Origin of the sequence: Gimesia maris (assembly GCF_008298035.1) — a bacterium.
GTDB lineage: Bacteria > Planctomycetota > Planctomycetia > Planctomycetales > Planctomycetaceae > Gimesia > Gimesia maris.
This window is the reverse complement of record NZ_CP042910.1, coordinates 293,684-318,927: the sequence shown is the minus strand read 5'-3', so window position 1 is coordinate 318,927 and position 25,244 is coordinate 293,684. Positions and strand designations below refer to the sequence as shown.

General features: G+C 50.4%; 19 protein-coding genes. 12 read left to right on the top strand and 7 right to left on the bottom strand.

The window, feature by feature from the left end; all coding sequences use genetic code 11:
- Window positions 1-6: 6 nt before the first annotated feature.
- Together GmarT_RS01200 and GmarT_RS01195 are read right to left on the bottom strand one after the other, a co-directional pair.
- Entirely contained in the window at window positions 7-1,353 is a 1,347-nt protein-coding gene (locus tag GmarT_RS01200; RefSeq protein ID WP_002646897.1) for a right-handed parallel beta-helix repeat-containing protein, read from the bottom strand.
- 185 nt (window positions 1,354-1,538) lie between these two features.
- Window positions 1,539-2,714: a sialidase family protein gene (locus tag GmarT_RS01195; protein WP_187782331.1), complete on the bottom strand. Its 1,176-nt coding sequence runs from the start codon at window positions 2,712-2,714 to the stop codon at window positions 1,539-1,541.
- Between the two features lie 771 nt (window positions 2,715-3,485).
- Between GmarT_RS01195 and GmarT_RS01190 the strand changes: the two genes are divergently transcribed.
- The 6 genes from GmarT_RS01190 (at window position 3,486) to GmarT_RS01165 (ending at window position 10,377) form a co-directional block, all read left to right on the top strand.
- Window positions 3,486-4,442, top strand: a complete 957-nt coding sequence (locus GmarT_RS01190) for a DUF1559 domain-containing protein (protein ID WP_002646900.1) — start codon at window positions 3,486-3,488, stop codon at window positions 4,440-4,442.
- Window positions 4,443-4,558: 116 nt separating this feature from the next.
- A complete protein-coding gene (locus GmarT_RS01185; protein WP_002646901.1) occupies window positions 4,559-5,062 on the top strand; it encodes a transthyretin-like family protein in 504 nt (167 codons plus the stop codon).
- 267 nt (window positions 5,063-5,329) lie between these two features.
- Complete coding sequence (locus tag GmarT_RS01180) at window positions 5,330-6,373, top strand: DUF1559 domain-containing protein (RefSeq protein ID WP_002646903.1); 1,044 nt, start codon at window positions 5,330-5,332, stop codon at window positions 6,371-6,373.
- A 1,139-nt stretch (window positions 6,374-7,512) separates the two neighbouring features.
- Window positions 7,513-8,466, top strand: a complete 954-nt coding sequence (locus tag GmarT_RS01175) for a DUF1559 domain-containing protein (protein ID WP_002646905.1) — start codon at window positions 7,513-7,515, stop codon at window positions 8,464-8,466.
- 114 nt (window positions 8,467-8,580) lie between these two features.
- A complete protein-coding gene (locus GmarT_RS01170; protein WP_002646906.1) occupies window positions 8,581-9,069 on the top strand; it encodes a transthyretin-like family protein in 489 nt (162 codons plus the stop codon).
- A gap of 261 nt (window positions 9,070-9,330) precedes the next feature.
- Window positions 9,331-10,377, top strand: a complete 1,047-nt coding sequence (locus tag GmarT_RS01165; protein WP_044238207.1) for a DUF1559 domain-containing protein — start codon at window positions 9,331-9,333, stop codon at window positions 10,375-10,377.
- A gap of 238 nt (window positions 10,378-10,615) precedes the next feature.
- Here the strand turns inward: GmarT_RS01165 and GmarT_RS29330 are convergent, their stop codons facing one another.
- Complete coding sequence (locus GmarT_RS29330; RefSeq protein WP_155367953.1) at window positions 10,616-10,786, bottom strand: hypothetical protein; 171 nt, start codon at window positions 10,784-10,786, stop codon at window positions 10,616-10,618.
- 244 nt (window positions 10,787-11,030) lie between these two features.
- Here GmarT_RS29330 and hisF point away from each other — a divergent pair, with 244 nt between their 5' ends.
- Together hisF and GmarT_RS01155 are read left to right on the top strand one after the other, a co-directional pair.
- Window positions 11,031-11,825, top strand: coding sequence for an imidazole glycerol phosphate synthase subunit HisF (hisF, locus tag GmarT_RS01160; protein ID WP_002646909.1), 795 nt, complete (start codon window positions 11,031-11,033; stop codon window positions 11,823-11,825).
- Between the two features lie 238 nt (window positions 11,826-12,063).
- A complete protein-coding gene (locus tag GmarT_RS01155; RefSeq protein WP_002646910.1) occupies window positions 12,064-13,218 on the top strand; it encodes a type IV pilus twitching motility protein PilT in 1,155 nt (384 codons plus the stop codon).
- Between the two features lie 83 nt (window positions 13,219-13,301).
- Here GmarT_RS01155 and GmarT_RS01150 read toward each other — a convergent pair whose 3' ends face one another.
- Window positions 13,302-14,231 (bottom strand): SMP-30/gluconolactonase/LRE family protein, encoded by a 930-nt coding sequence (locus GmarT_RS01150; protein WP_002646911.1) that lies wholly within the window; start codon window positions 14,229-14,231, stop codon window positions 13,302-13,304.
- A 338-nt stretch (window positions 14,232-14,569) separates the two neighbouring features.
- Between GmarT_RS01150 and GmarT_RS01145 the strand changes: the two genes are divergently transcribed.
- Entirely contained in the window at window positions 14,570-17,575 is a 3,006-nt protein-coding gene (locus GmarT_RS01145; RefSeq protein ID WP_002646913.1) for a PVC-type heme-binding CxxCH protein, read from the top strand.
- A 138-nt stretch (window positions 17,576-17,713) separates the two neighbouring features.
- The gene (locus GmarT_RS01140; RefSeq protein ID WP_002646914.1) at window positions 17,714-19,138 is read left to right on the top strand and encodes a class II fumarate hydratase; all 1,425 of its coding nucleotides are present in this window, start codon (window positions 17,714-17,716) and stop codon (window positions 19,136-19,138) included.
- A 16-nt stretch (window positions 19,139-19,154) separates the two neighbouring features.
- On the opposite strand, the gene GmarT_RS01135 is transcribed toward GmarT_RS01140, so the two are convergent.
- A complete protein-coding gene (locus GmarT_RS01135; RefSeq protein WP_002646915.1) occupies window positions 19,155-19,850 on the bottom strand; it encodes a metallophosphoesterase family protein in 696 nt (231 codons plus the stop codon).
- Between the two features lie 341 nt (window positions 19,851-20,191).
- Here GmarT_RS01135 and GmarT_RS01130 point away from each other — a divergent pair, with 341 nt between their 5' ends.
- Together GmarT_RS01130 and rdgB are read left to right on the top strand one after the other, a co-directional pair.
- Window positions 20,192-21,262 (top strand): hypothetical protein, encoded by a 1,071-nt coding sequence (locus GmarT_RS01130; RefSeq protein ID WP_002646916.1) that lies wholly within the window; start codon window positions 20,192-20,194, stop codon window positions 21,260-21,262.
- 146 nt (window positions 21,263-21,408) lie between these two features.
- Window positions 21,409-22,029 (top strand): RdgB/HAM1 family non-canonical purine NTP pyrophosphatase, encoded by a 621-nt coding sequence (rdgB, locus tag GmarT_RS01125; protein WP_044238149.1) that lies wholly within the window; start codon window positions 21,409-21,411, stop codon window positions 22,027-22,029.
- Between the two features lie 24 nt (window positions 22,030-22,053).
- On the opposite strand, the gene GmarT_RS01120 is transcribed toward rdgB, so the two are convergent.
- Together GmarT_RS01120 and GmarT_RS01115 are read right to left on the bottom strand one after the other, a co-directional pair.
- On the bottom strand, window positions 22,054-22,716 hold the full coding sequence (locus GmarT_RS01120; RefSeq protein WP_002646918.1) for a CvpA family protein: 663 nt from the start codon (window positions 22,714-22,716) through the stop codon (window positions 22,054-22,056).
- An 85-nt stretch (window positions 22,717-22,801) separates the two neighbouring features.
- Window positions 22,802-24,622, bottom strand: a complete 1,821-nt coding sequence (locus GmarT_RS01115; protein WP_230682390.1) for a GspE/PulE family protein — start codon at window positions 24,620-24,622, stop codon at window positions 22,802-22,804.
- Between the last annotated feature and the right edge of the window lie 622 nt (window positions 24,623-25,244).

Below are 25,244 nucleotides of genomic sequence, written 5' to 3'. Positions count from 1 at the left end.
GAGTGCTCAGGTTGTCTGTCGCTGGTCGTCAATCGATTTCATGAATCCCTGAATCTGATTCTCCGCCAGTTTGATCGTGCCCGCATCGGGTCCAATGCGGATCCCGGTGCGCTGCATCGGCTGGCGTTCTTCGCTGATGATGTTATCGGTAATTGTCAAATCGGAAGTCTTGCCGGTCACATCAATGGCGACCCCCTCTGCGGCTCCGCTGTTGATGATCTGATTCCTGACCACCGTATTTCGATTCGCCCAGAAGTTTTTCCCACGGACATCATTGCGGAACAAAATACCAACCTGGTGACTGTCACGGATGACATTTTCCCGCATCACGTTATCGGTATCGTTATGGCCAATCGAAATACTGATGTCATTGCCTTTCAACTGATTCTTTTCCGCCAGGCCAAATTTCACACCCCAGCACCAGAACAGTCCGATGTGGTTATTTTCGAAGCGGTTGTTCACAATCAACGGTCGCTGCGACCCTGATCCGGGATGAACACCCAGGTCGGCATTGTCATGACTGTGACAACCCTCGACTTTGACATCGTGACAGATCTGAAAGCTGATGCCGTCCCCGTTGTAATTCCTCGCGGTCACATTGCGTATCGTGTAGCGATTGCAGTCCTGCAGAAAAATACAGCCACCGTAGTTGCCATTCAGATTGGTATTGTTTTCCCGATTTCCATCCAGCGTCAGATTTTCGATCAGGACATTTTTCGTGTATTCGCTGGTTAACAACGGAAACAGAGATGACACTGTAGGCTTGCCGGAAAGCCACAAATTTTTGCGGAGCCCTTCGTTCAACTTGAACCGGTTTCCGGAACGTGCCACCAGCGTGCGTTTAATGACATCCTGACTGCCGGTACTCGGATTCTTTGTCACGAGAACCACTCCATCTCCCACCTGAAAGCCCGCCGACTTCTCCAGCGTAATCTCCTGATCGTACCAGTCAGAATCTTCAGAGAGCGCCACCGTTTCGGAAGCCCCTTTTGTGATGATCGTCTCCGGTCCACTTCCCTGCAACCGAATCTTCGATGGCAGATGCAACGCATTTCGCAGCGTAAAGGTTCCAGGCAGCAGGCGGACCGTGCCTCCCCCTTTTCCCGCTATGTAGTCAATCGCCGCCTGCAGCGCTTTGTCGCTCGCACCGATAATGTCTCCTGATTTCGGACCTACGGAAATGGAAAGGCGTTCTTCCCAGTCGGGTTCAAATCTCGAGTCGCCGTCAGTGGCGCGCGGGTCGTTCACAGTCGGCAGCCCCGCATTGATGAGCCGGCTCAATGAGAGCATCCCCAAGCCACCGCCAACAGCGGTACCTAAAAATTCGCGACGGGAAAAGGGCAATGATTTCATCAGTCGACTCCGGGAAAATGGTCTGAGGAATGAATGCAAGCAGGGTTTTATTAACTCTGTTTACAATCAGTTTCCCTGATTCATTCAGTGAATTCAAGCTCGATTCTAGAGATCAATCAGATCGATTGTTTTTCTGGTACGATCGGTTTTATTCCTGACAGATAAGGACATTTCCCGCGAGTCAGTTACTTCCCGTAGATGACAGACAGGGGGACCAGCGTGATTTGTGACTCCGCGAGTCCATTATTTTTCGTACGATCGCCGGCACAGTGCCCCAGTAGTACGCCATCTTTCGTGAACTCAATCGCCGTGTAACAGTACCAGCCATTCGGATTGGTTTCGATATTCTGAATCTGCTGCCAGGTCTTGCCTTCGTCTTTGGAAATAGCCAGGGTCAGCGGCGTCCGCTTGCCGCTCAGTTTGGCATCGATTCCCTGGTGATTATTCCAGACCAGCAGTAAGTCACCCGTAGAAGGAATGCGTTCTATGGATGCCGGCGAGACGGGAGAAATAATCTGGGATGGCTTCAGTTCGGAAAACGTCTGGCCTCCATCTTGTGAAAACGCGACATACTGACTGCCGCCATTCGTACGACAGAATCCCATCAGGGTCCCGTCTTTCAGTTCAACCAAACCAGGCTCCTGCATGTAAGGCTGCTTGCCACCCGGTTGCGTTTCAACAACCACTTCTGTTCCACGCTGCCATGTTTTTCCCTGATCATCAGAGTAATAACAGAGAAATTTCGCATTCGGATTGAAGCGGTCCGATCCAGGCAGGTTCTGATGCAATGCCAGGGGCACCACGATACGACCATTCTTCAACTGTATGACTCGATCATTATTCAAGACATAATAACCGACTTCTTTTTGAGGAATGATCTCAACGGGTTCACTCCAGTGAGCACCTTCATCAACGCTGAGACGCATGACAGGCAGCAGGTCATGAAGCGAATTTTTTCTCGCATAAAACAAAGCGATTCGTCCGTCCTGCAGCCGCAGCAGAGAGACCGACATGATATTCTGCTTGCCGTCATTTTCGATGATCGTTTCATCTGCCTGAGTCCAGGTCTTGCCGCCGTCGGATGAATAGCGACCAGCCAGGAACGCTGAGGAGTGATCTGCGGCACCACCTGTGAAATGAGTATAGACAAACAGAATACGTCCGTCTTTCAGCGTGATAAAATCTCCTTCGCTGTTCCGGGGGTTATTCTCGCGCGCCGGTAATCTCAACACACGTTGAATCATTCTCGATTGATCCGTCGTTTTTTTCTCATCTTCTCCCGCTGGCAGACAGTTGATTTGTATCAGGCCAGCAAGAACAGCAACAGACACACCAACACAATAACCTCGACCATGATTCATTTTTTTCATCCTGTTCATTTTTCGAGCGTTGAGAATCGGTCGCATCTTGCAGGGTAATCCATCTGCAACACAGCGAAACTCACACTACCAGTAATCGAACTTGAGAGAGACGCGTTACTTTGATTGGACAACAGTTCCTGATGATCATCAAGTTTGTACGCGCGAATTATGGATGGTTCTTTAGAAATGTTTCTCCTTTGTATGGAAGACTCAAACACAATTACGATCAGACTGAATTGATTTTTCATCATTACGAATGAGTGTTCTACCTCCTGATTCACATCAATCGAGATCAGTGAAAATCGATAACACAGAAACTCCGCTTTTGTTTCGCGGAATTTAAAATTATTCAAATATTTTCCTTACCCATAACCATAGAGTGTTACTAAAGATATGAATTATTCTTTATATTTCAGCTTAAATATTCGATAAATGAAAACAGAAACATGTTGACATATTAATTTTCTGGTTTTTAATAAAGCATGCTTTTCAAGCTACTCTACCTGGCACTCGCCATTAAAACTGTGAGACTGAATCTACTAAATTCTAGTATTTAATTTTGTCGTTATAGCTTTCATATTTCTTACTCTTATCTGAACTGACAAAAGTCGCTCTTTACAGCTAACTGAAATTTATCTGTGCGCAGATTCTATCTTTACAGTGACCTATAAGTCCTGCGCAGTGCCGTTTTCACTTCGCTTAAAGACCGGACGAGAGTGAGAAGTGCTTTTCATTTCTCTTAATTTTCTCTTTGTACAACCGGAGGCTTAGATGAAACGGCTCGCAGCAAAACGGGGTTTCACCCTGATCGAACTTCTGGTGGTCATCGCCATCATCGCTATTCTCATTGCCCTGCTCTTACCCGCAGTGCAACAGGCAAGAGAAGCAGCACGCAGAAGTACCTGCAAAAACAATATGAAGCAACTTGGGATTGCTTTACACAACTACCACGAAACACATCGTATCTTTCCGCAGATGCACGTTGAGTACGCGCGAAATACAGATTATGACCCACCTGGCGGAGAAAGCTTCCTCCCCTGGAGTGTCATGATTCTGCCCTTTATGGATCAGGGTCCACTTTATAACAAAATTAATATGAACGCGGCCTGGCGTGATTCGTCAAATTCGAATGCGGTCCTTCAGCCGACTCTTATCAAAACTCCAATTGCGACCTTCGCCTGTCCTTCGGATCCTGCAGATGGTTTGAATCCAAACATTGGTAACTATGGAAAATCAAACTATGTAGGTCCTTACTCATGTTATCGACTGCTCCCTGGTACGACGACAATTTCGGGAGTCACACCAGCCTGGGCTAATCACACTGCTCGAAACATGAAATCATTTCGTGATGGGTTGAGTAATGTGATTCTGCTTGGGGAAAGAACCACAGAGGGTGGGTACAATGGTGCGATCTGGGCAGGCGCGCATAACTCCCTCAATTCCACGTACGGTTACCTTGGGAACTGGTATTACCACACTGCAGTGGTGCGTACCTTTGAAGGCTGGTCAACAAACTCAGATCAAGCCTTGTCTTCGTACTACATGATTAATGGCAAAAATAACGCTGCTGGCGCTGCGAACGGCTGGGGACTAAGCAGTTCCCATGAAGGCGGCTGCCATTTCCTGTTAGGCGATGGTACGGTTCGGTTTATTAGCGAAAATGTCAACGGTGATACCCTGATTTTCCTGTGTGGTATCAATGATAAAAATGTTGTGGGTGAGTTTTAATTCACACCAAAATGTAAATATATTCTGCTCGGTTTCACTACCCAGGTGGAACCGGGTTTTCTCGCTTACTGAAACAACTCAGATTTTACTCTCGTGAAAATTACCGGAATTCTTGAATGCGCTGTAAAGATCAAATATCGCTACTGTCTTCGTTGACGTTATTGACTGTTTTTTGTTTTGGATGCTCCGGAAGTGGAACGGAAGTCCAACTCGAAAATGTCTCCGGAGTGGTCACAATGGATGGTAAGCCACTTGCCGATGCCGTGGTGGTTTTTGTACCTGAGAAAGGGAATCCTTCCACTGCTCAGACAGATGCAGAGGGAAAGTATCAACTTGCCCATAGAGGCAACGCGATGGGCGCCATTCCCGGGAAGCATAAAGTGCTCATTACACAAGGCCAACCTCCGGCTCCTGAGATCGACCCCGACGCCGATATGTCCGAGATAGATCCAGAAACAGAAGCTGGTTTAGAAGACGTTGGTAACGAAGAATCTTCAAATCCGAATGCGAATTCAGGTAAAAAAAATCCCATCCCGGCAAAATACAATTCGAATACGACTCTGACAGCAGAGGTGAAAGCGGGAGAAAATACCATCGATTTCAAACTGGAGTCGAAATAACACTTTGACATGGAAACCACATTCAACACCTGGCATTCAAAAACAGCCTGTCAGGTAACTCTGAAACGGATCTGAGTCTTACGTCTGATTTTTTAAGGAAACTGATCTTACTATTAAATTAGCTGACCCGAAATTACTGACAGAACTCCTGCGGTAAACTGATTTTCGATCTTTCGTTAAAAGTTTTAACCAGGTTGAATAATGGGACATATTTTCAAAAATTAGATTATCCCTATCTCTTATTTCTTTATTTATCTGGAGATGAACATGAAGCGACTCACATCCAAACGGGGCTTTACACTGATCGAACTGCTGGTGGTCATCGCCATCATTGCAATTCTGATCGCACTGCTGCTGCCTGCAGTGCAGCAGGCGCGCGAAGCAGCACGCAGATCCACCTGCAAAAATAACATGAAGCAGTTGGGGCTGGCACTACACAACTATAATGAAACCCATGGCGTGCTACCTCCAGGATGCATTAACGGGGCAGGTTCTGCGGCTCTAGGTGATCAAGAGGCAACGAACGGGTTAAACCACACCGGTTTTACATTACTGCTGCCATTCATCGATCAGGGACCACTCTATAACAAATGGAATTTTGATATTGCCAGTGGCGGGGCGACGAACGGCTTTTTTACTTCTGTCGCAGGCGGATGGCCTAACGACAATACCCCACTGGGACAGACGATTCTGCCGGCACTCTTATGCCCTTCTGATGAAGGTCAGACCCTTGAAGTCAGGACTGATAGCAGCTGGATGGCAACAAGTGCCGCCAGATCAAATTATCTATTTTGCGGCGGATCACATTACTGTGGCTGGCCTGGAAGAGGTCTGTATTCGGCCTATCGTGAAAGTGCTAATGATATGCCCAGCGGCATAAAAACCCAGTCACAGGGTATGTTCGGATTTAACGGGGCTGCTAAATTCAAAGCAGTTACTGACGGGCTCAGCAACTCAATTGCCATGACTGAAGGCTGCATTTACGGGAAACGCGATGATGCATATTCTCCCTTATGGGCGCAGCATCGTGTCTATGGATCGTTCGCTGTGAACCACCCCAATCTTGATCCCAACCACATCAACAACAAGCGGTATCATATTAATGGGCCTTACGATGCCCTTGGCGCGGCGGGTGCAGGTACAGCGGATGATCCCAGAATTTATGTGACTGTGGCCTCCAGTGTCCATGAAGGGGGCTGTCATGTTTTGATGGGAGATGGTGCTGTTCGCTTCTTAAGTGAAAATATGGATCACACTCAGTACGCTCTCCTCACACGCATCCATGATGGTCAACCCACGGGTGAATATTAATTCGTTATTTCAGTCAGGGCCTCCTTTCACGGGAGCCCTGACTGAGTAACCAGTTCCCTCCTGGAGAGTTCACTTTTTGATTCGCATTTACAAGGAGATGATGGTGTTTTTGGATATTTTTCGAAAGGTATGCCCCTGTCTTTTGAGCCTGGCTTTGCTGCTCCCGATGATGGGCTGTTCCGGCGGCGGAGCCGAATCTGATGAGGGGGCTTCCGCTCCAATAGAAGATGATCCAACCCTAAAACCTCCCGTTGATACAACAACACCATAATAAAATAACCAACGGGTATCCTGTTGGATCAAGCTTGATTATTTGCACGTAACTGAATTTCGATTTTTTCCTCAAACCGGTTGCCTCTCTCAGGGGCAACCGGTTTTTTTGATTAATGATCGAACCTCTCTCAAAAGAAGCCGTGCGAGCAACAGACAATTCAAAAACGGAACGGAAAGCCAAAGTGGATCCGGGAACACCACCTTGACTTCAGGTTTGAATTTTATTTAACGAAGTTTTAGCGCCGGCAAAAAAATCCATCGAAACTTTCGGTTCGTTCAATGGTTTATTTATTGATTCAGATGACAATTTGAATTGCGACGCTGACAGAATTCGATCAAATTCTGGTTAGCAGGGTATAAAAATGAGCGTCAACCCGGCAATTCCGCAAATATTTGGGCAAAAATAATATTTCAAAGAAAACAAATGTACTTAAAGCCAATAATTTCTGCCAGTTATGCAATTTGAGGTGAAATAATTAATGCCCGGCATGAATTTTTTTGTTGACAAATCAAAATACAATTCTTTAAATAGTTCTGTTCAGTCTCTTTACACATTTCTAAATGTGTCACTTTACAGCGAGAGTAGTTCTCTGTCTCTTCGGACAGTTTATTTGTTGATATATGCAAATTTCTTATTCTTATCTGTTAATTAAAAAAGTCGCTCTTTGACAGCTAGCTGAAATTTGACTGTGCTCAGATATTTTGTGTATCGCTGCGCGGCGTAAAATGATGCGCTTCGTAACCCTAAAAACGATACATACTTATACCTCCCCTGCATCGCCGTTTTCAATTCGCTTAAAAGGCCGGATAAGAGTGAGAAATGCTTTTCATTTCTCTTAATTCTCTTTCTATTACCGGAGACCTGGATGAAACGGCTCACTGCAAAACGGGGTTTTACCCTGATCGAACTTCTGGTGGTCATTGCCATCATCGCCATTCTGATTGCCCTGCTGCTGCCCGCAGTGCAACAGGCACGAGAAGCAGCACGCAGATCAACCTGCAAGAACAACATGAAGCAGCTAGGAATTGCTTTACACAACTACCATGAAACACATGGTATTTTCCCACAAATGCAAGTCGAGAACATTCGGAATACGGTTTACGACCCTCCTGGTACGGAAAGCTATCTCGGCTGGAATGTTATGCTGCTCCCCTTTATGGACCAGGCAAACATTTACAACCAGATCAACATGAATGGCCCCTGGCGTGAACCGATTTCGCCTTACACGGTCGCTCAGCTGAGCCTCTTTCAAACTCCGATAGCTTCACTGGCCTGTCCTTCGGATCCTGCTGACGGTCTGAATCCGAATATCGGTAACTTTGGAAAGTCCAACTATGTTGGTCTTTACTCATGTGCTTTTCTCCCAACTGGTGCCACTACGCAAACGAGTGTCAATTCAGCCTGGGCTGATCACACTCCCAGAAACATGAAATCGTTCCGAGATGGCCTGAGTAATGTTGTGATGCTGGGTGAAAGAACCACAGAAGGCACTTTCAGTGGCGCGGTCTGGGCAGGGTCAAATGCTACCAACAATGCTAATTCCGGTAGCTATGGAAGCTGGCAATATCACACCGCGGTCGTGCGCACCTTTGAAGGCTGGTCAACAAACTCAGATCAGGTTCTGTCGTCGTACTATATGATCAATGGCATAGGCAACACCGGGTCTGCGAATGCCTGGGGACTGAGCAGTTCCCATGAAGGCGGCTGTCATTTCCTGTTAGGCGATGGTGGCGTTCGGTTTATCAGCGAAAATATCAACGGTGACACCCTGATTTTCCTGTGTGGTATCGATGATAAAAACGTTGTGGGTGAATTCTAATACTCACGAAAACGTAACTGCTTTACTCGGTTTCACCCCTTGGTGGAACCGGGTTTTCTCGCTTACTGAATCGACTCAGATATTACTCTCATGAGAAAACACCGGAGTTCTTGAATGCGCTGTAAAGACCAATTATCACTGCTGCCTTCACTGATGTTAATAACTGTTTTTTGTTTTGGATGCTCAGGAAGTGGAACGGAAGTCAAGCTCGAAAAAGTCACCGGCGTCGTCACGATGGATGGCAAGCCACTGGCCAACGCAATAGTGGTCTTTATACCTGAGAATGGAAATCCTTCCACTGATCAGACTGATGCTGATGGTAAGTATGAACTTGCCCATCGAGGTAATGCGATGGGCGCCATTCCCGGGAAGCATAAAGTCCGAATTACCACGGGGAAACCTCCGGCTCCCAAAGCCGATCCGGATGCCGATATGGCTAATGTAGATCCCGCAACGGATGCTGGTTTCGAAGAAGCGGGAACCCCGAAAGCGAAAACAGCAAAAAAGGAGCCTATCCCCGCAAAATACAATGCCAACACAACCCTGACGGCAGAGGTGAAAGCGGGAGAAAATAACATCGATTTCAAACTGGAGTCGAAATAAAGCTTTCACCAGCAAACGATCTTAAGCATCTGACATTCAATACCTTCTGCCAGATAAGCCTGTAACGGAATGGCGTCTTGCGACTGATTTTTTAAGGATCTCTCTATCAAATGGATTGACCCGCCAGTTCAGGCAGAACTCAATTGACTTAATTCAATGTGTCGTGCCTTTGTCAAGAACTTTCGTTCCGCTGAGAACGATCTCAAAGTTCTAAAATTGTTTATCCTTATCTCTTATTTCTTTATCTTTCTGGAGATGAACATGAAGCGACTTACATTCAAACGGGGCTTTACGCTGATCGAACTGCTGGTGGTCATTGCCATCATTGCAATTCTGATTGCACTGCTGCTGCCCGCTGTACAGCAGGCACGCGAAGCAGCGCGGAGATCAGCCTGCGTCAATAACATGAAACAGTTGGGACTGGCGCTCCACAACTATAATGAAACCCATGGTGTACTGCCCCCCGGTGCCATTAACCCGGCAGGTTCTGGAACGATTGCAGGTCAGCCTGCAACGAACGGGTTAAACCACACCGGTTTTATTTTACTGTTACCATTCATCGATCAGGCACCACTCTATAACAAATGGAATTTTAATATTGCCAGCAGCGGTGCGACAAACGGCTATTTTACTGCTGTCGCAGGCGGGTGGCCTAACTCGAATACCCCACTGGGTCAGACTCTCCTGCCGGCACTCTTATGCCCTTCCGATGAAGGTCAGACTCCTGAAGACAGAACGGATGCCAGCTATCTCGCCACGAGTGCCGCCAGATCAAATTATCTGTTCTGCGCCGGAGGGCACAGTAATGGCTGGCCAGGGGGAGGACTCTATTCTGCTTATCGCGAATCGACTGGTAGCCTGCCGAATGGTAAGACCGGGATTCAATATCAAGGCATGTTTGGTTTCAACGGGGCTGCTAAATTCAAGGCAGTTACTGACGGACTCAGCAACTCAATTGCCATGACCGAAGGCTGCATTTACGGAAAACGCGATGATGCGTATTCCCCCTTATGGGCGCAACATCGTTACGGCGGAACGTTCGCAGTGAACCACCCCAATATTGATCCCAGTTACATCAACAACAAACGGTATCATATTAATGGCCCTTACGATGTCCTCGGCGCGACGGGCGCTGGTACAGCGAATGACCCCAGAATTTATATCGAAGTGGCCTCCAGTGTCCACGAAGGGGGCTGTCATGTTTTGATGGGAGATGGCGCTGTTCGCTTCTTAAGCGAAAATATGGACCACAATCAGTATGCCCTGCTCACACGTATCCATGACGGTCAGGTGATTGGTGAATACTAAATCAGTTTTTTCAGTCAGGGCTTCCTTTCGCAGGCGCCCTGGCTGAGTACACAGTTTACTCCTGGAGAGTTTTTTTTTGATTCGCATTTGAAGGAGATGATGGTGTTTGTGGAATTGTTTCGAAAGGTATGTCCCTGTCTTATGAGCCTGGCTCTGATGCTACCGATGTCTGCCTGTTCGGGAGGCGCAGCCCAATCTGAGAAAGAGGCTTCAGCTCCTATAGAAGATGATCCAGCTCTTAAGCCTCCTGTTGATACAACAAAGCCATAGTAAAATGAACCACTGGCATCCTGTTACTTAAAGCTTGATCATTTGCATGTAACTGATTTGGATTTCTTCCTCCAACCGGTTGTCCCTCAATGGGGCAGCCGGTTTTTTTACGAATCCCGCTTTCATCGTCTTTAAGCATAGCGCTTCTCATTCTATTATACCCGGTTCTAATGGCGCTGGAGTTGCTACTGTAAAACTGGACACAGTCCGATTCTCTGCAGCCAGTAATTCGCTATGAAAACCGCTATTTTAGCCTTCAATTCAAGTGACAGCAGGCCCGATCACTACCGAAATCTTTCCCTGTCGGATAATCTAGACAGTGCAATCCGGCAAGTAATATAGATTCAACTACCTATCATCAAAAATACCAAGGCTTTTATTCAATGCTGGCAAAACGAATTATTCCCTGCCTGGATGTCCATGCGGGGCGCGTTGTCAAAGGGGTCAACTTTTTGAATCTGCAGGACGCCGGTGATCCGGTTGAAGTCGCCGCGCGCTATGAAGAACAGGGAGCCGACGAACTGGTCTTTCTGGACATCACCGCCAGCCACGAAGAACGCGAGATCATTCTCGATATCGTCCGCCGCACCTCGGAAGTCATCTTCATGCCTCTCACCGTAGGAGGCGGAATTCGCACACTGGAAGATATCCGCGCGTTGCTGAACGCCGGTTGTGATAAAGTTTCCATTAACTCGTCCGCCGTCAAAGATCCGGATTTGATCCGCGAAGCCGCCCTGCGATTTGGCAGCCAGTGTATCGTCGTGAATATCGACCCCAAACGGGTACAGAAAGACGGCAAAGAATTCTGGGAAGTGCATGTAAACGGCGGTCGCGTCCCGACTGGTCTGGAAGCCATCGAATGGGCTCAAAAAGTCGAAGATCTGGGAGCAGGAGAAATCGTGCTGACTTCTATGGACGCCGACGGAACCAAAGACGGCTACGACTTGCCGATGACGCGCGCCGTTGCGGAAGCCGTTACGATCCCCGTGGTTGCCAGTGGGGGGGCCGGCTGCCCTGAACACTTATATCAGATTCTGACCGAAGGCAAAGCCAGCGCGGCGCTGGCTGCCAGCATTTTTCACTATGGGACCCATCCTGTTGATGAAACGAAACATTATCTGGCGGAACGGGGAATTCCGATTCGTTTCAAAAGCGATGTCTCTCTGGACCGGGTGTAACCGATAACCGAAAAAGGTCTACCCGTTTCCCCGGTAGAGCAACAAATTTACCGGTATCGCGGGAATTGAAGCTTGCATGTTCTTTCAGAGTCCTCAAAATAGTAATAGCGGATCCAGGTGGGTTCGCAGTAGAGAAAAGGGCTCTGATCAGAGCCCCCATTTCAGATCAGCATTTCCTGTCAATTCCGCTGCTCGCTCTTGCAGCAGAATGCAGTGTTAGAATAAGTGGAGTTTGTTTATGGCGACAACAGTTCCTGCGACCCCCAAAGATGTCAATCCCATCACAGGGCGTGTTGAAAATGAAATCGACAAAGTCTTCCGCCAGTTGATCAAGCATGGCGGTTCCGACTTACACATGCAGGTCGGCAAAGCCCCGATCCTGCGTGTCAAAGGGACGCTGCGGGAACTGCAGATGGACCCCATCGACCGCGACCAGATGATGGCGTTATTCACACCGATGATGGATGAACGCAACTTGAAGATCTTCCACGATGAAGGGGGAGCTGACTTTTCTTATGTCGTGGAACACGAAGGGGAACCCTGGCGTTTCCGTGTGAACCTGTTTATCCAACTCGGTTTTCCCGGCATGGTCTCCCGTAAAATCGAACGCTCGATTCCCAACTTTGATGGTTTGTATTTGCCTCCCGTGATGGAGTCATTATGTAAGTTCGACCAGGGCATGGTACTGTTGGCCGGGGTGACGGGTAGTGGTAAGTCAACCACCATTGCTTCCATGCTGAACTGGGTGAACGATCATTACCGCAAGCACATTCTGACGATTGAAGACCCGATCGAATTCGTCTACACACAGAATAAGTGTCTGATCAATCAGCGCGAGGTCGGCATCGATGTGAAAGACTTCGAAATCGCAATGAAACACGCCGTGCGTCAGGATCCCGACATCATGCTGGTGGGCGAAATGCGTGACATGGAAACCTTCTCGACTGCGATCCACGCTGCGGAAACAGGTCACCTTGTATTTGGAACCATTCACGCTTCCAATGCCCCCAGTTGTATCGGTCGTATTCTCGACCTCTTCCCGCAGGATATGCATAAAGCGCTGCGAGGCAGTCTGGCGTTCAACATGCGTGCCATCGTCGCGCAAAAACTGCTCAAGACCATTGTCGACAAGCCGGGTCGTGTTCCCATTGTCGAAATCATGACCTTCAATCCGACCGTGCGTAAACTGGTTCTGGAAGAGCAGGACGAAAAACTGTCCGCCGCCATTCGGATCGGTAAAGACGAAGGTATGCAGCAGTTTAACGACAGCCTGAAAGGATTCATCGACCGTGAATTCATCAGCCGTGCCGATGCGTTCGAAATTTCACCGAACGTCGAAGAGCTGAAAATGGTTCTCAAAGGCATCGACGTCAAAGGGGCTGCGATTCTGTAAACCTGCTGTCCCCCTGCAAATACAAAACAGGCGCTGTCACATCCGGACAGCGCCTGTTTTTTTTCATCACCGCCTGCTGAAGCTTAACGAAACTGCCCGCCTTTCACCTTCATCTGCAGGCTATAGACTTTATTCGCACAGGTGAAATACAGCGTCTTTCCATCCGCTCCCCCGAAAGTGACGTTCGAACAGAACTCGGGAACAGGAATCAGGCCCCGTGATTTCCCGTAGGGGCTCGCTACCCACACACCACCCCGACCGGAAAGATACAGGTTCCCCTCCGCATCAATGCTCATCCCGTCAGGAGAATCCTTGCGTGATGTTTCTGGATCAAAAAACAACCGACCTTCTCCTACCGTTCCGTCTGCCAGGATCGGAAAACTGCGCCACAGCTTTTCGTGACTGTCGCCCACATACAGAGTCTTCCCGTCATTCGATGCGATCACGCCATTCGGGACCGGCATACTGGTGATGATTTTTTTCACTTCTCCCTCGGTTGTTTTTACATACACGGCGCTGGTTTTTCGATTCTTGAAATCAGGGTCGGTAAAATAGATATTCCCATTGGGTGTCTGGCACACATCGTTGGGCTGGTTCCATTTCGGGTTCTCTGCGACCACAATCGTATCGGCTGGTCCAGACTCTCCGAAGGCGTAACTCATTACATGCTGACCATAAGCCTGCGCGCCCAGCATGCGCCCCTCTACCGAGAGGTATGTCCCGTTGATGCCTTTAGTATCATCCAGCCAGACGCTCGCTTTCCCCGTTTTATCCAGACGTAAGATTTTCGTGTCCTTGTCGACGAATGAAGTGAAGTACAACCGTTCGCCCGCCGGGTCCCAGATCGGCCCTTCGAAAAATGCTTTCGCGGCATACTCTTCCTGCAACTTTGCGTCATCAGCTACTGTATCAGGCAGCGGATGAGTTTCCGTCTTCTGTTTTTGGGCCCCTGCCAACGAGACGAAATGTGACAAACTCAACACAATGGTTACCAGCATGATTCGTTTTAACATAAGTGTATAGTCCTGAATGGAAACGATTTAACGAAAACCACAGATTGCCTTTAAGGAATCGGCGATCATTTATCGTAAGTAAATACAGGAACCTGTTTCCACTTCAGAGGACTTGAAAAGCACCAGAACAGATAAGAAATATGACAGGGTCGTCAGAGAAACCAGACTGCATTCTCTGTGGGTTACTTGATTTTGGCATGCGCTCCCTGCAGACTGGGTAACAGATTCTGCACGATATCCATCAATCCACAGGAAAGCTGTCCTGCGGAATCGTACATCCATCCCACCTTGATCTGATTCAGACCGACTGCATGATCCAACCAAAAGGATTTCGATTAATGAACCATCGACTGCTCATTCTGCTGACTGTCCTGGCAGCCTCGTATTCCGAAAGTAAGAGAGCAGAGGCTGCCCCTCCGGTGCCTCCACCGAATAATACAGGGGGTGAATTCTTCAGTCCGGCGGACTCACTCAAGCAGTTTACCGTTCCCGATGATCTTAAGATTGAACAGGTGCTCGCCGAGCCCGAGGTCAAGCAACCCATCTTTCAAAACTTCGATGAACGCGGACGCATGTGGGTAATCAACTACCTGCAGTATCCGTATCCGGAAGGATTGAGAATTCTCAGCAAAGACAAACACCATCGCGCCGTTTACGATAAAATCCCCCTGCCTCCGCCACACCATGAAAAAGGGGCCGACAAAATCACCATCCATGAAGATACCAACGGCGATGGAAAATATGATAAGCATAAAACGTTTGTGGACGGTCTGAATATCGCTTCCTCGTTTGTCAAAGGTCGGGGCGGAGTCTGGGTCTTGAACCCGCCTTATCTACTGTTTTATCCAGACAAGGATAACGATGATGTTCCCGACGGCGATCCCGTGGTGCACCTCGAAGGCTTCGGCCTGGAAGACACACACTCGGTTGTCAACAGCCTCCGCTTGGGGCCGGACGGCTGGCTCTACTCTTCCCAGGGAAGTACTGTTTCCGGGAAAGTCAAAAAGCCCGGTCAGAAAGACAAGGAAGCCATTCAGACGCTGGGGCAGCTGATCTGGCGTTATCACCCGGAAAAACAGATTTACGAAATTTTTGCAGAGGGAGGCGGAAACGCATTCGGCGTCGAATTCGATGACAAAGGCCGACTCTATTCCGGTCACAACGGGGGCAATACACGTGGTTTCCATTACACACAAGGCAGCTACTACCAGAAAGGCTTCGGTAAACACGGCCCTCTCTCCAACCCCTATGCCTTCGGTTATTTCCAGGCCATGAAACATGCCAACGTGCCTCGTTTCACCCACAACTTTATTATCTACGAAGCAGAAACACTACCGAAAAAATACTGGGGACACCTGTTTGGAATCGAACCGCTGCAGGGCCGTGTCGTCGAAAGTAAGATCACCGGCGACGGATCGTCCTATCAGACAGAAGACCTGCAACGCCCCGTCGCCACCACCGACAAACGCTTTCGACCCGTCGATATTAAACTCGGTCCCGACGGCGCGATTTATTTCTGTGACATGTACGAACATCAGATTGCCCACGGTCAGCACTATTCCGGCCAGGTCGAAAAAGACGATGGACGCATCTATCGGCTCACTGCGAAAAATGCGAAACCGCTGGCTCCCTTCGACCTCGGCCAGAAATCTTCCCGGGAACTGATCACCGTTCTGGACCATCCCAACAAATGGTTTCGCCAGCAGGCACTCCGCCTGTTCGGCGATCGTAAAGACGCCAGTGTGATTCCTGCACTCAAACAAAAACTGTTCTCTGCAGACGGGCAGTCTGCCCTGGAAGCACTCTGGGCATTGAACCTGAGTGGTGGTTTTGATGAAAGCGTCGCGCAGAAATCGCTACAGCATTCCGATCCTTATGTCAGAGCCTGGACGATTCGGCTGCTCTGTGATGACCATCAGGTCTCCACTGAAATCGGTCAGCAGCTCGTCGCGCTTGCCTTAACCGAACCGCACGTGCAGGTTCGCAGCCAGCTCGCCAGTTCTTCCAAACGGCTGCCTGCAGAACCAGGTCTGCCGATCGCCTTTCATCTGTTAAGCCGCTCTGAAGACCTGGATGATGTGCACGTGCCTCTGATTCTCTGGTGGTCCCTGGAAAAACGGGTTGCCGAAAACCGGGCAGAATTGCTTGCATACTTTGAAAAGCCGGAAGTCTGGCAGTATCCGCTGGTGGAGAAGTACATTCTCGAACGCATCATGCGGCGGTTCGCTTCCACCGGCTCACGAAATGATCTGCTGGTCTGTGCCCGCCTGCTGGAACTCGCTCCGGAAAAGTCGCATGCCGAGATTCTGATGGCGGGATTTGAAACCGCCATGAAAGGTCGTTCACAAACCAGCTTCCCCAAGGAGCTGATCACGGCCATGTCAAAGTATGGCGGACAGTCTCTGTCGCTGGGTCTGCGCCAGGGTGATCAGGCAGCCGTTGAAAAAGCATTGAAGATCGTCGCCGACCCCAAAGCCGATAACCAGAAGCGTCTCGACCTGATCCAGATCCTCGGCGAAGTCAAAGTCCCGCAGTCGGTCCCCGTCCTGTTGAAGATCATACAGAATTCCAGTGACCTGCAGTTGCAGATTGCCGCCATCAGCGCCCTGCAGCAATACCCGAATGAATCCATCGGCAATGTGGTCACCGCGCAGTACCCGAACATGTCTGACGATCTCCGCAGTGCCGCCCAGACCCTGGTGTCCATTCGCAAACCCTGGGCCTATGAATTTCTTCGGTCCATCGATGCAGGGAAAATTGATAAAGCCACCGTCCCCGTTGAAACAGCCCGCAAAATGACTGTCTACGGTGATGAAGGCATTACCGCTCTCATCGCAAAGCATTTCGGTTCCATCGCCGGTGCCACAACCGAACAGATGCAGCAGCAGATCGCCGCGCAACAGAAAATGCTCTCGGCTGCGACTGAAGAACCCGATCGCTACGCCGGCGAAAAGCTGTTCCAGAAGAACTGCGGCAAATGTCATAAGCTGTTTGGCGAGGGAGGCGAAATCGGCCCTGATCTGACTTCGTTCAAACGGGATGACGTGGGCCGCATGCTGGTGAATATCATCAACCCTTCCAACGAAATCCGCGAAGGCTTTGAAACCTATCTGATTGTTACCGAAGATGGCCGAACGGTAAACGGGTTCCTCGCCGACCAGGATAATAATGTGATCGTCATCCGCAGTGCCGACGGCCAGAGCATTACCGTGGAACGCGACAATATAGATGAAATGCTGCCGCAGAAGAAATCACTGATGCCTGAAGGCCTGCTCGACAAGCTTTCTGAGAAAGAAGTTCGCGACCTGTTCAGCTATCTCCGCAGTTCACAGCCTTTGCCCTGAGCATTTTTCCTCCCGAACCGGGCGGCGATTGAGAAACCAGGACAACTTGCTAGAATTGAAGCCGACTTCCCCACTGATGAGGAGTCGGCTCTTTTTACATTCACAATTGACAACTTTAAACGAGACAGGAAACAGACCATGTCGGGGTTTCGAACCGAACGTGATTCGATGGGTGAAGTACAGGTTCCAGCAGAAGCGTACTACGGCGCACAGACGCAACGGGCCGTTGAGAATTTTCAGATCTCCGGCAATACACTGCCGCCCAGTCTGATTCATGCCATGGGTCAGGTCAAGCTGGCCGCCGCCCATGCGAACCGCGACATCGGAAAGCTCGCCGGCAGCGGAAAAAATCCTCTGAATGATGAGCAGATCAAAGCGCTGATCGATGCTGCCACCGAAGTCGCCGATGGAAAATTCGACGATCAGTTTCCGATTGACGTTTACCAGACCGGCTCGGGAACTTCGAGCAACATGAACGTGAACGAAGTCATCAGCAATCGCGCGATTGAAATTCTGGGGCAGGACCGCTTTGCTCCTGAGAAGTCTGTCCACCCCAACGACCATGTGAATATGGGACAGAGCACCAACGACACGTTCCCCACCGCCATCCATGTCGCCGTCGCCTCCAGCATACACAATCATCTGATCCCGGGACTGGAAAAACTGGCCGCCAGCCTGGCACAGAAAGCCAGAGACTGGGACCAGATCATCAAGATCGGCCGCACTCATCTGGCCGATGCCACGCCACTCCGACTGGGACAGGAATTTGGCGGGTTCGCCCGTCAGCTCGAACTCAGTGTGGAACGTGCCTACCAGGCAGCGGCTGCCGTGTATGAACTACCCGTGGGAGGCACTGCCGTCGGTTCCGGTATCAATACCCATCCGGAATTCGGTCACCGCGTGAGTGTGGAACTCGCAAAGCTGACCGACATCTCATTTGTCGAAGCCGCCGATCATTTTGAAGCCAATGCACAGCGCGACGGACTGGTTGAATGCCACGCCATCTTAAAAACCATCGCCACCACCCTGTTCAATGTTTCGAATAATATCCGCTGGCTCGGCTCAGGTCCCCGCTGTGGATTTTATGAAGTCAAGATTCCCGACCTGCAGCCCGGCAGTTCCATCATGCCCGGAAAAGTGAATCCGGTCATGTGTGAAAGCATGATGCAGGCCTCAACCCGGGTCATCGGCAACGATCAGACCATTACCATGTCCGGGGCAGCCGGTGGCCAGTTCCAGCTGAATATCATGATGCCCGTGATGGGCTTCACCGTGCTGGAAAGCATTCACCTGCTGGCCAATTCCAGTAATGAGTTCGTGCGGCTCTGCTCCGACAATATGGAAGCCAATGAAGAAGCCTGTAACGCAGCCGTCGAAAACAGTCTCTCCATGGTAACCAGCCTCAACCCGCACATCGGTTATGAAAAAGCATCGGCATTGGCGAAAGAAGCATTCAAGTCCGGTAAGACGATTCGAGAACTCTGCACCGAACAGGAGATCCTGCCGGCAGAGACACTCAAAGAAGCCCTCGATCCAATGAGCATGACCGAACCACATGCTTAACTGCCAGCGTGGATCGTCAGGAAGTCATTCGGCCGTTAAGGAGCACACTGGAGGCCATCTCCAGTGTTTCTCCTGACAGGCCTGCTGCTTCCATCTGGCGGATGGCTGCCTGGATATCATACTCCTGACGTTTCAACGTGACCTTGCCATCTTCGATGATCGCGTAAGAAACCCGCGGATCTCCGTCCCGGGGCTGCCCCACGCTGCCGGGATTGATCACCTGCTTGTCACCCAGATCCAGGTGAAAGGGAATATGTGTATGTCCCACGCAGATGAAGTTCGCGTTGATCCCCTGCAGCCGGGAAGTCCACGCTGATTCGTTATCACCCAGATACTCATCCAGGGGATCACGGGGCGTGCCATGTACCAGATAAAACGTGACACCCTCAATCGTAATCTGTTGTGAAATCGGTAACCGTGCCAGGTATTTCATTCTCACGCGATCCAGCAGTTCCCAATGCAGCGGCCGCGTCGCACATGCCAGCCTGCGAAAACCGGTAGAGCCTTTCGCTTCCACCCGCTGCGCGACGGCATGATCGTGATTCCCGCGCACACAGGCAGTGGCATGTACTTTGATCCATTCAATACAGGGCAGCGGATCGGTCCCGTAGTCGACCAGATCCCCGATACACAGGCAGTAGTCGAACTCTTCCTGAATCGAAGAAAGTGCCACCCAGTTGGAATGGACATCGGAAACCACAAGTACACGCATACATCATCATCCGTAATCAACGAAGTCGATATCTTATTATTTCACAATCACTTAGATTATAGACAACTCTCCAGGCGCGGGAAACCATTTCGCTCTGCCAACTCCGTTCCTGTCACTTTTTCCAGCTGCTCTCCCTGATAAATCGGTAGAAAAAATCAGCTCTGGACTCATTTTTGCGTAACTGCTAGACTCCCGCCGCATGTCTGAGGCTGCTCAACATCATTACGACCCCCGTCTACACTTCAGACGGATGTTTCTCTTCAGGATGAAGTCGGAAACTAAGCCTCAATCATTCAATTTAAATCCATCCGGTTCGGACGCTGTTCAGAAGGGATACTGATATGCGGACCATGCGACTGTTTAAACAATGTCTGATTCTTACCATCGCCATGACGGTCTGCGCGACCAGTTTTCTGCCTGTCGCAGAGGCGCGCATCGAAGCCGTCAAAGGTAAGAAATACAAGCTGACCAAACGCCACGGGCCATGGATGATCATGGTCGCCAGTCTGCGCGATATCCCTGAAAGCAGGCGATCCAAAGGCTTAAGCGCCCAGGAAGCAGCCGATGAACTGGTTTACGAACTCCGCAAACGCGGCATTCCTGCCTACACCTTCAGTCAGGAATCCGTCATCCAACGGTTCAACACGCTCGACCGTCTGGGTCGGGAAGAACGTCGCAGTTATGCCGCACAGCGCGCCATGATTTCGGTGATCGCCGGCAACTATTCCGACAGCGAAGATGAAGTCGCACAGAAGACTCTCAAATACATCAAACACTTCCAACCCGAAGTCATTACTGAAAATGGAGTCTACAAAAAAACTCCCGGTCAGCCCGGGCCTCTGAGCGGTGCGTTCCTCACCATCAACCCGCTGCTTTCGCCCCAGGAAGTTGCCCAGCGAAAACAGGATCCCCTGATCGCCAAGCTCAACTCCGGCGTCGAATTCTCGCTGCTGAATAACAAAGGCAACTACTCTCTGGTCGTCGCCTCCTTTTATGGAAATTCGGTCACCGAAACAGCCACTTCACGATTTACCAATGCCTCTGAATCAGAAGAACTCAGCAACAGTCTGGACATAGCCGCACAAAATGCCTGGCTCTTAACAAAGGCCTTGCGTGAAGCGAAAAAATATGGCTTTCCTGCCGGGAATGCAACAGACATCGATGCCTACGTGCTCCATGAAAAATACCGCTCGATTGTAACCGTCGGCTCGTTCAAAGGACCAGACGATCCTCGCATTGAGCCTTATGCCAAACTGTTTGGCTCGAAAATGAGACCACACCCGGAAACAGGTGTCAAAGCCATGACGTCCGAGTACTTTATCATCCCCGGAACTTCACCTGGTGCCCCCCCCTTGGCTTCCTGGGTCTTCGATCCCAAACCTGTATTGATACAGGTTCCCAAAGTAAAGTAAGCTTCCGGATCAAGTCAACCATCGCGACAGCCTTCCCTCTGCTAATCAGGCCTGATAAAGTGCCAGAATTCGGGAAGGCTTCTTTTTTGCGCCGCGCCTTCTCGCGTTCGTCGCCTTTGATTGATGTCTCTTTTGAAAACAGTTCCATGTCTCATTATCCAATCATCGTTCTCGCCAGTCGTAATCAGAAAAAAGCAGGTGAAATTTCCGAGCTCCTGGCCCCGCATGGCATCCAGGTTCAGAGCGTAGCCGATTTCCCGGAAGCAGAAGAAGTCGTCGAGGACGGCAGCACCTTCGGCGAGAACGCGGCCAAAAAAGCTGCGCAGACAGCGCGCACCCTCTCACACTGGACTATTGGTGAAGACAGCGGACTCATGATCGATGTCCTTGATGGTGCCCCGGGAATCTATTCCGCCCGCTTCAGTGGCGAGAATGCAACCGATGAAAAGAACAACGAAAAGATGCTGCAGGAACTGAGTGGCGTTCCCCTGGAAAAACGAACCGCCGCCTATGTCTGTAACGTCGCGCTCTCAGATCCCACAGGAGAAATCTGCCTGCAGGTCGAAGCCCGCTGCCGGGGACGGATGACACAAGCCCCGCGCGGACAGAACGGATTCGGCTATGATCCCTATTTCGAAATCATCGAATTGCATAAAACATTTGGAGAACTGGCGCCAATCGTCAAACAGCATCTCAGCCATCGTGCCCGCGCTTTCGAACGCTTCATCCCGCAACTGGTCCGACTGTTTCAAAATCAACAGAGTTAAACCCGGCTTTCAGGCCGATCCGCCTCAGAAAGAACGGTCCGCCTTGTCTCCGGCCGATGGTCTCGCCGCGGCTCCCCCTGCACCACCCTCTGCTCTGCGCGTCGCATAGCGAATCGGAAATGAAGGCCAGATCTTATTATCCTGCTTGGGGAATGAGTATTCCGGTCCGTCAAACAGATGCCCGAACGTCCCTTTGCGCATCGATTTCTCCGAAACATACTGAGTGAATCCCAGCCATTCCCGGTCCGGCGCCAACACGCTAAAAAAGTTATTGCGTTCAGGAGTAAATCCGGCAAACTCGCGAGGCAGCGGTGCGGTGTGCAAGGCGGTCAGCAGAAATGCCATCGCGATGTAACCGGTCATCGCGGCAAAGCCCCAGCGGGCTACTTCGTGAACCAGCGGATGCACCTGCATGTATGCGGGCGCAATGCGCACGGTGACCTCTCGAAACAGAAAGATGAAACCCACAAACAACCCCACCAGGGCAATGATGTCCCACCGCTGCTGCCACGAACTGGAACCCGAAACATGGTTAGTCAGTAATGTCGCCAGGGGTTCAAAAAAGTTCATCGCCAGCAGACCCGCCAGCAGCACGGAGACAAAGATGAAGCCGGCTCCCCAGGCGCCTTCACTGGCGACACACCAGATCACGATCCCCATTATAGCCAGCAGAAAGATGTCGATCATGATTGAAGTCCAGAATGAATAACGATGATTTCAATGAAAACAGGGATGAATGCGACTGCATTATGAAAAACGCAATCGACGTTTCTCACTTCACAACTCGCAGTAATTCGTCAATGGAGGTCACCCCCTTAACGACCAGCCTCAAACCTTCTTCTTTCATATACAACATGCCGTTCTTCCGGGCCTGTGCTTTCAACTGGGAAATGTTCGCCATATCTCGAATCATATCCCTCATCCGCTCGTCAAAATCAAGCAGCTCGACCACACTGATCCGGCCTTTGTAGCCCAGGCCACCACAAGTCGAGCAGACCCCTTCGGGATTTTTCGGCTGCCGGTAAAAGCACTTCACTTTATCGGGAGGCAGATTGGCCTTCTTCAGAAACTCCGGATTCGGCTGGTACTCTTCCTTACAGTCCGGACACAACCGCCGCGCCAACCGCTGCGCCAGTAATGCCGACAGCGAACTGGCCAGCATGAACGGCTCCACTTCCAGGTCAATCAATCGATACAAGGCCGTAAACGTATCGTTCGCGTGAACCGTCGAAAACACCATATGCCCGGTATTCGCGGCCTGACAGGCAATTCGCGCCGTTTCCGCATCACGAATTTCCCCGATCATCACCACATCCGGGTCCTGACGCAGAATACTTCTTAAAGACTCCGCAAACGTCTGACCCGCCTTCTGGTTGATCTCAATCTGCGACACGTTATCAATCCGGTATTCCACCGGATCTTCAATCGTAATAATGTTCCGCTGGTAAGGGTCGATCTCGTGCAAAGCGGCAAACAGTGTCGTTGACTTACCGGCACCGGTTGGACCACAGCATAAAAACAGACCATGAGGCTGCTTGACGATCGAACTCATTTTGTCAACCAGTTGCTTGCGAATTCCCAACTCGGCCAGCGACGCGATCGAGTTCGTCTGGTCCAGAATACGCAAACTCATTTTTTCGCCGTGGCGCGTTCCCTGGCTCGCCAGACGAAAGTCAATCTCGCGGTCAGGCATGATCGCCCGAAAACTGCCGTCCTGGGGACGCCGCTTCTCGGTAATATCCATCGCCCCCAGCACCTTGAAAATGTTCAGCACCGCATCGCCAATACCCCGGTCAAAACCCTCGGTGGGATACATCACCCCGTCGATACGCAGGCGAACGCCAAATTCATCTTCTTTCGGCTCCAGATGCACGTCCGTCGCCCGACGCATAATGGCATCGTAAACCAGTTCTTTCGCTGCCAGAAAACCACGTGAATTTTCCACACGTCGCGAACTGGCCGGGTCATCCCCGCGACCGGTAGCAGACCGGCCGACAAACCGGATCTCAGGTCCCATCGCCGCCTGTTGCGTCTTAGAACCGCCAACACGAATCCCCATCTGTGACAGATAGCGCAGGGTCATATTCCGGATGTGCTGCGGGGTCATCACCCGGCTCGAAGCGGGAACCTTTGCATTTCGCTCACGAATATAAAAACCCAGGGGTCCGCCATAAGCCAGCGCCAGTACCACAAAGCCCAGCGCAAAACTGGGCATGCAGAATACAAACAGAAAACCCAGCCCCCCTGCGACCAGGATCAGAGAACTCCAGAATTCCGTATCGCACTTCAGACTGCGGCTGTCATCATCCACCCAGTACGAAGTTTTTGCCCACAACAGAAACAGCAGCACGACAGGCACGAACTTCCACAGGCTGAAATAAAAGCCCTGCATGTTCTCATACCGCGGGTCATTCCCCCGAAAAAAGGGAACTGGCAGAGGCGGATACTGCCCCTGCCTGGCAGCAACGGTGACTGTCCGCGAGGTCTGCTCCTGCTGACCACCGCCGTCATTCTGATCAGTCTGCGCAGGCAGTTCCGTCGAACACAGCACCACGCAAAGAAAGACGAACAGATACGCCCAGATAGATTTCACGCTGTTGTTCCTCAAAATTGGGCTGATACTCAAATCTGATTGACTGGGATTCCGGCCAAAGATCACTATAAAATGAGCTAATACAAGGAGATGAATTTAATCGATAATGTTCCCGGAAGAAACGGAATTCTCGGGATTTCTCCCTGTGAACCCCCTTTTCATCGGCGGTTTGTACGAACTGTGCCATTTGTTTCGGCTCAAACAATACAAGTATATACCACACATCTTAACGGTAAGTCCCCCAAAAGGGAAAGTGTAAATTCCGCACACAACCGGGGGATTCGCAAAGTCATACTGAGCATTTTGAACTTGACCCCGCCACGCCGCCGGCGATAAGCGTTGTTTTGGGTCGCGCGCGTGCCCAGTTTACAGTGCACTGAAACACGGGCCACTTGTTCGCAGTCATCACTATAAAACAGCCCCTTTTTTCCAGATAAGCAGTTCGCAGAACAGCACCTGTTCCGAATGTATGCCTGCGGGTCGACGCACTTCGCAGTCTTTCACCCCGGAACCGCCACTGCTCACACCAGCATCGTCCCTGTATCAACGCAGATCGCCACCCGATTCGGTTCATCCCCCCTTGACGCCCCCGCGCCTCTATAGAAAATAGTTCACCATGCAA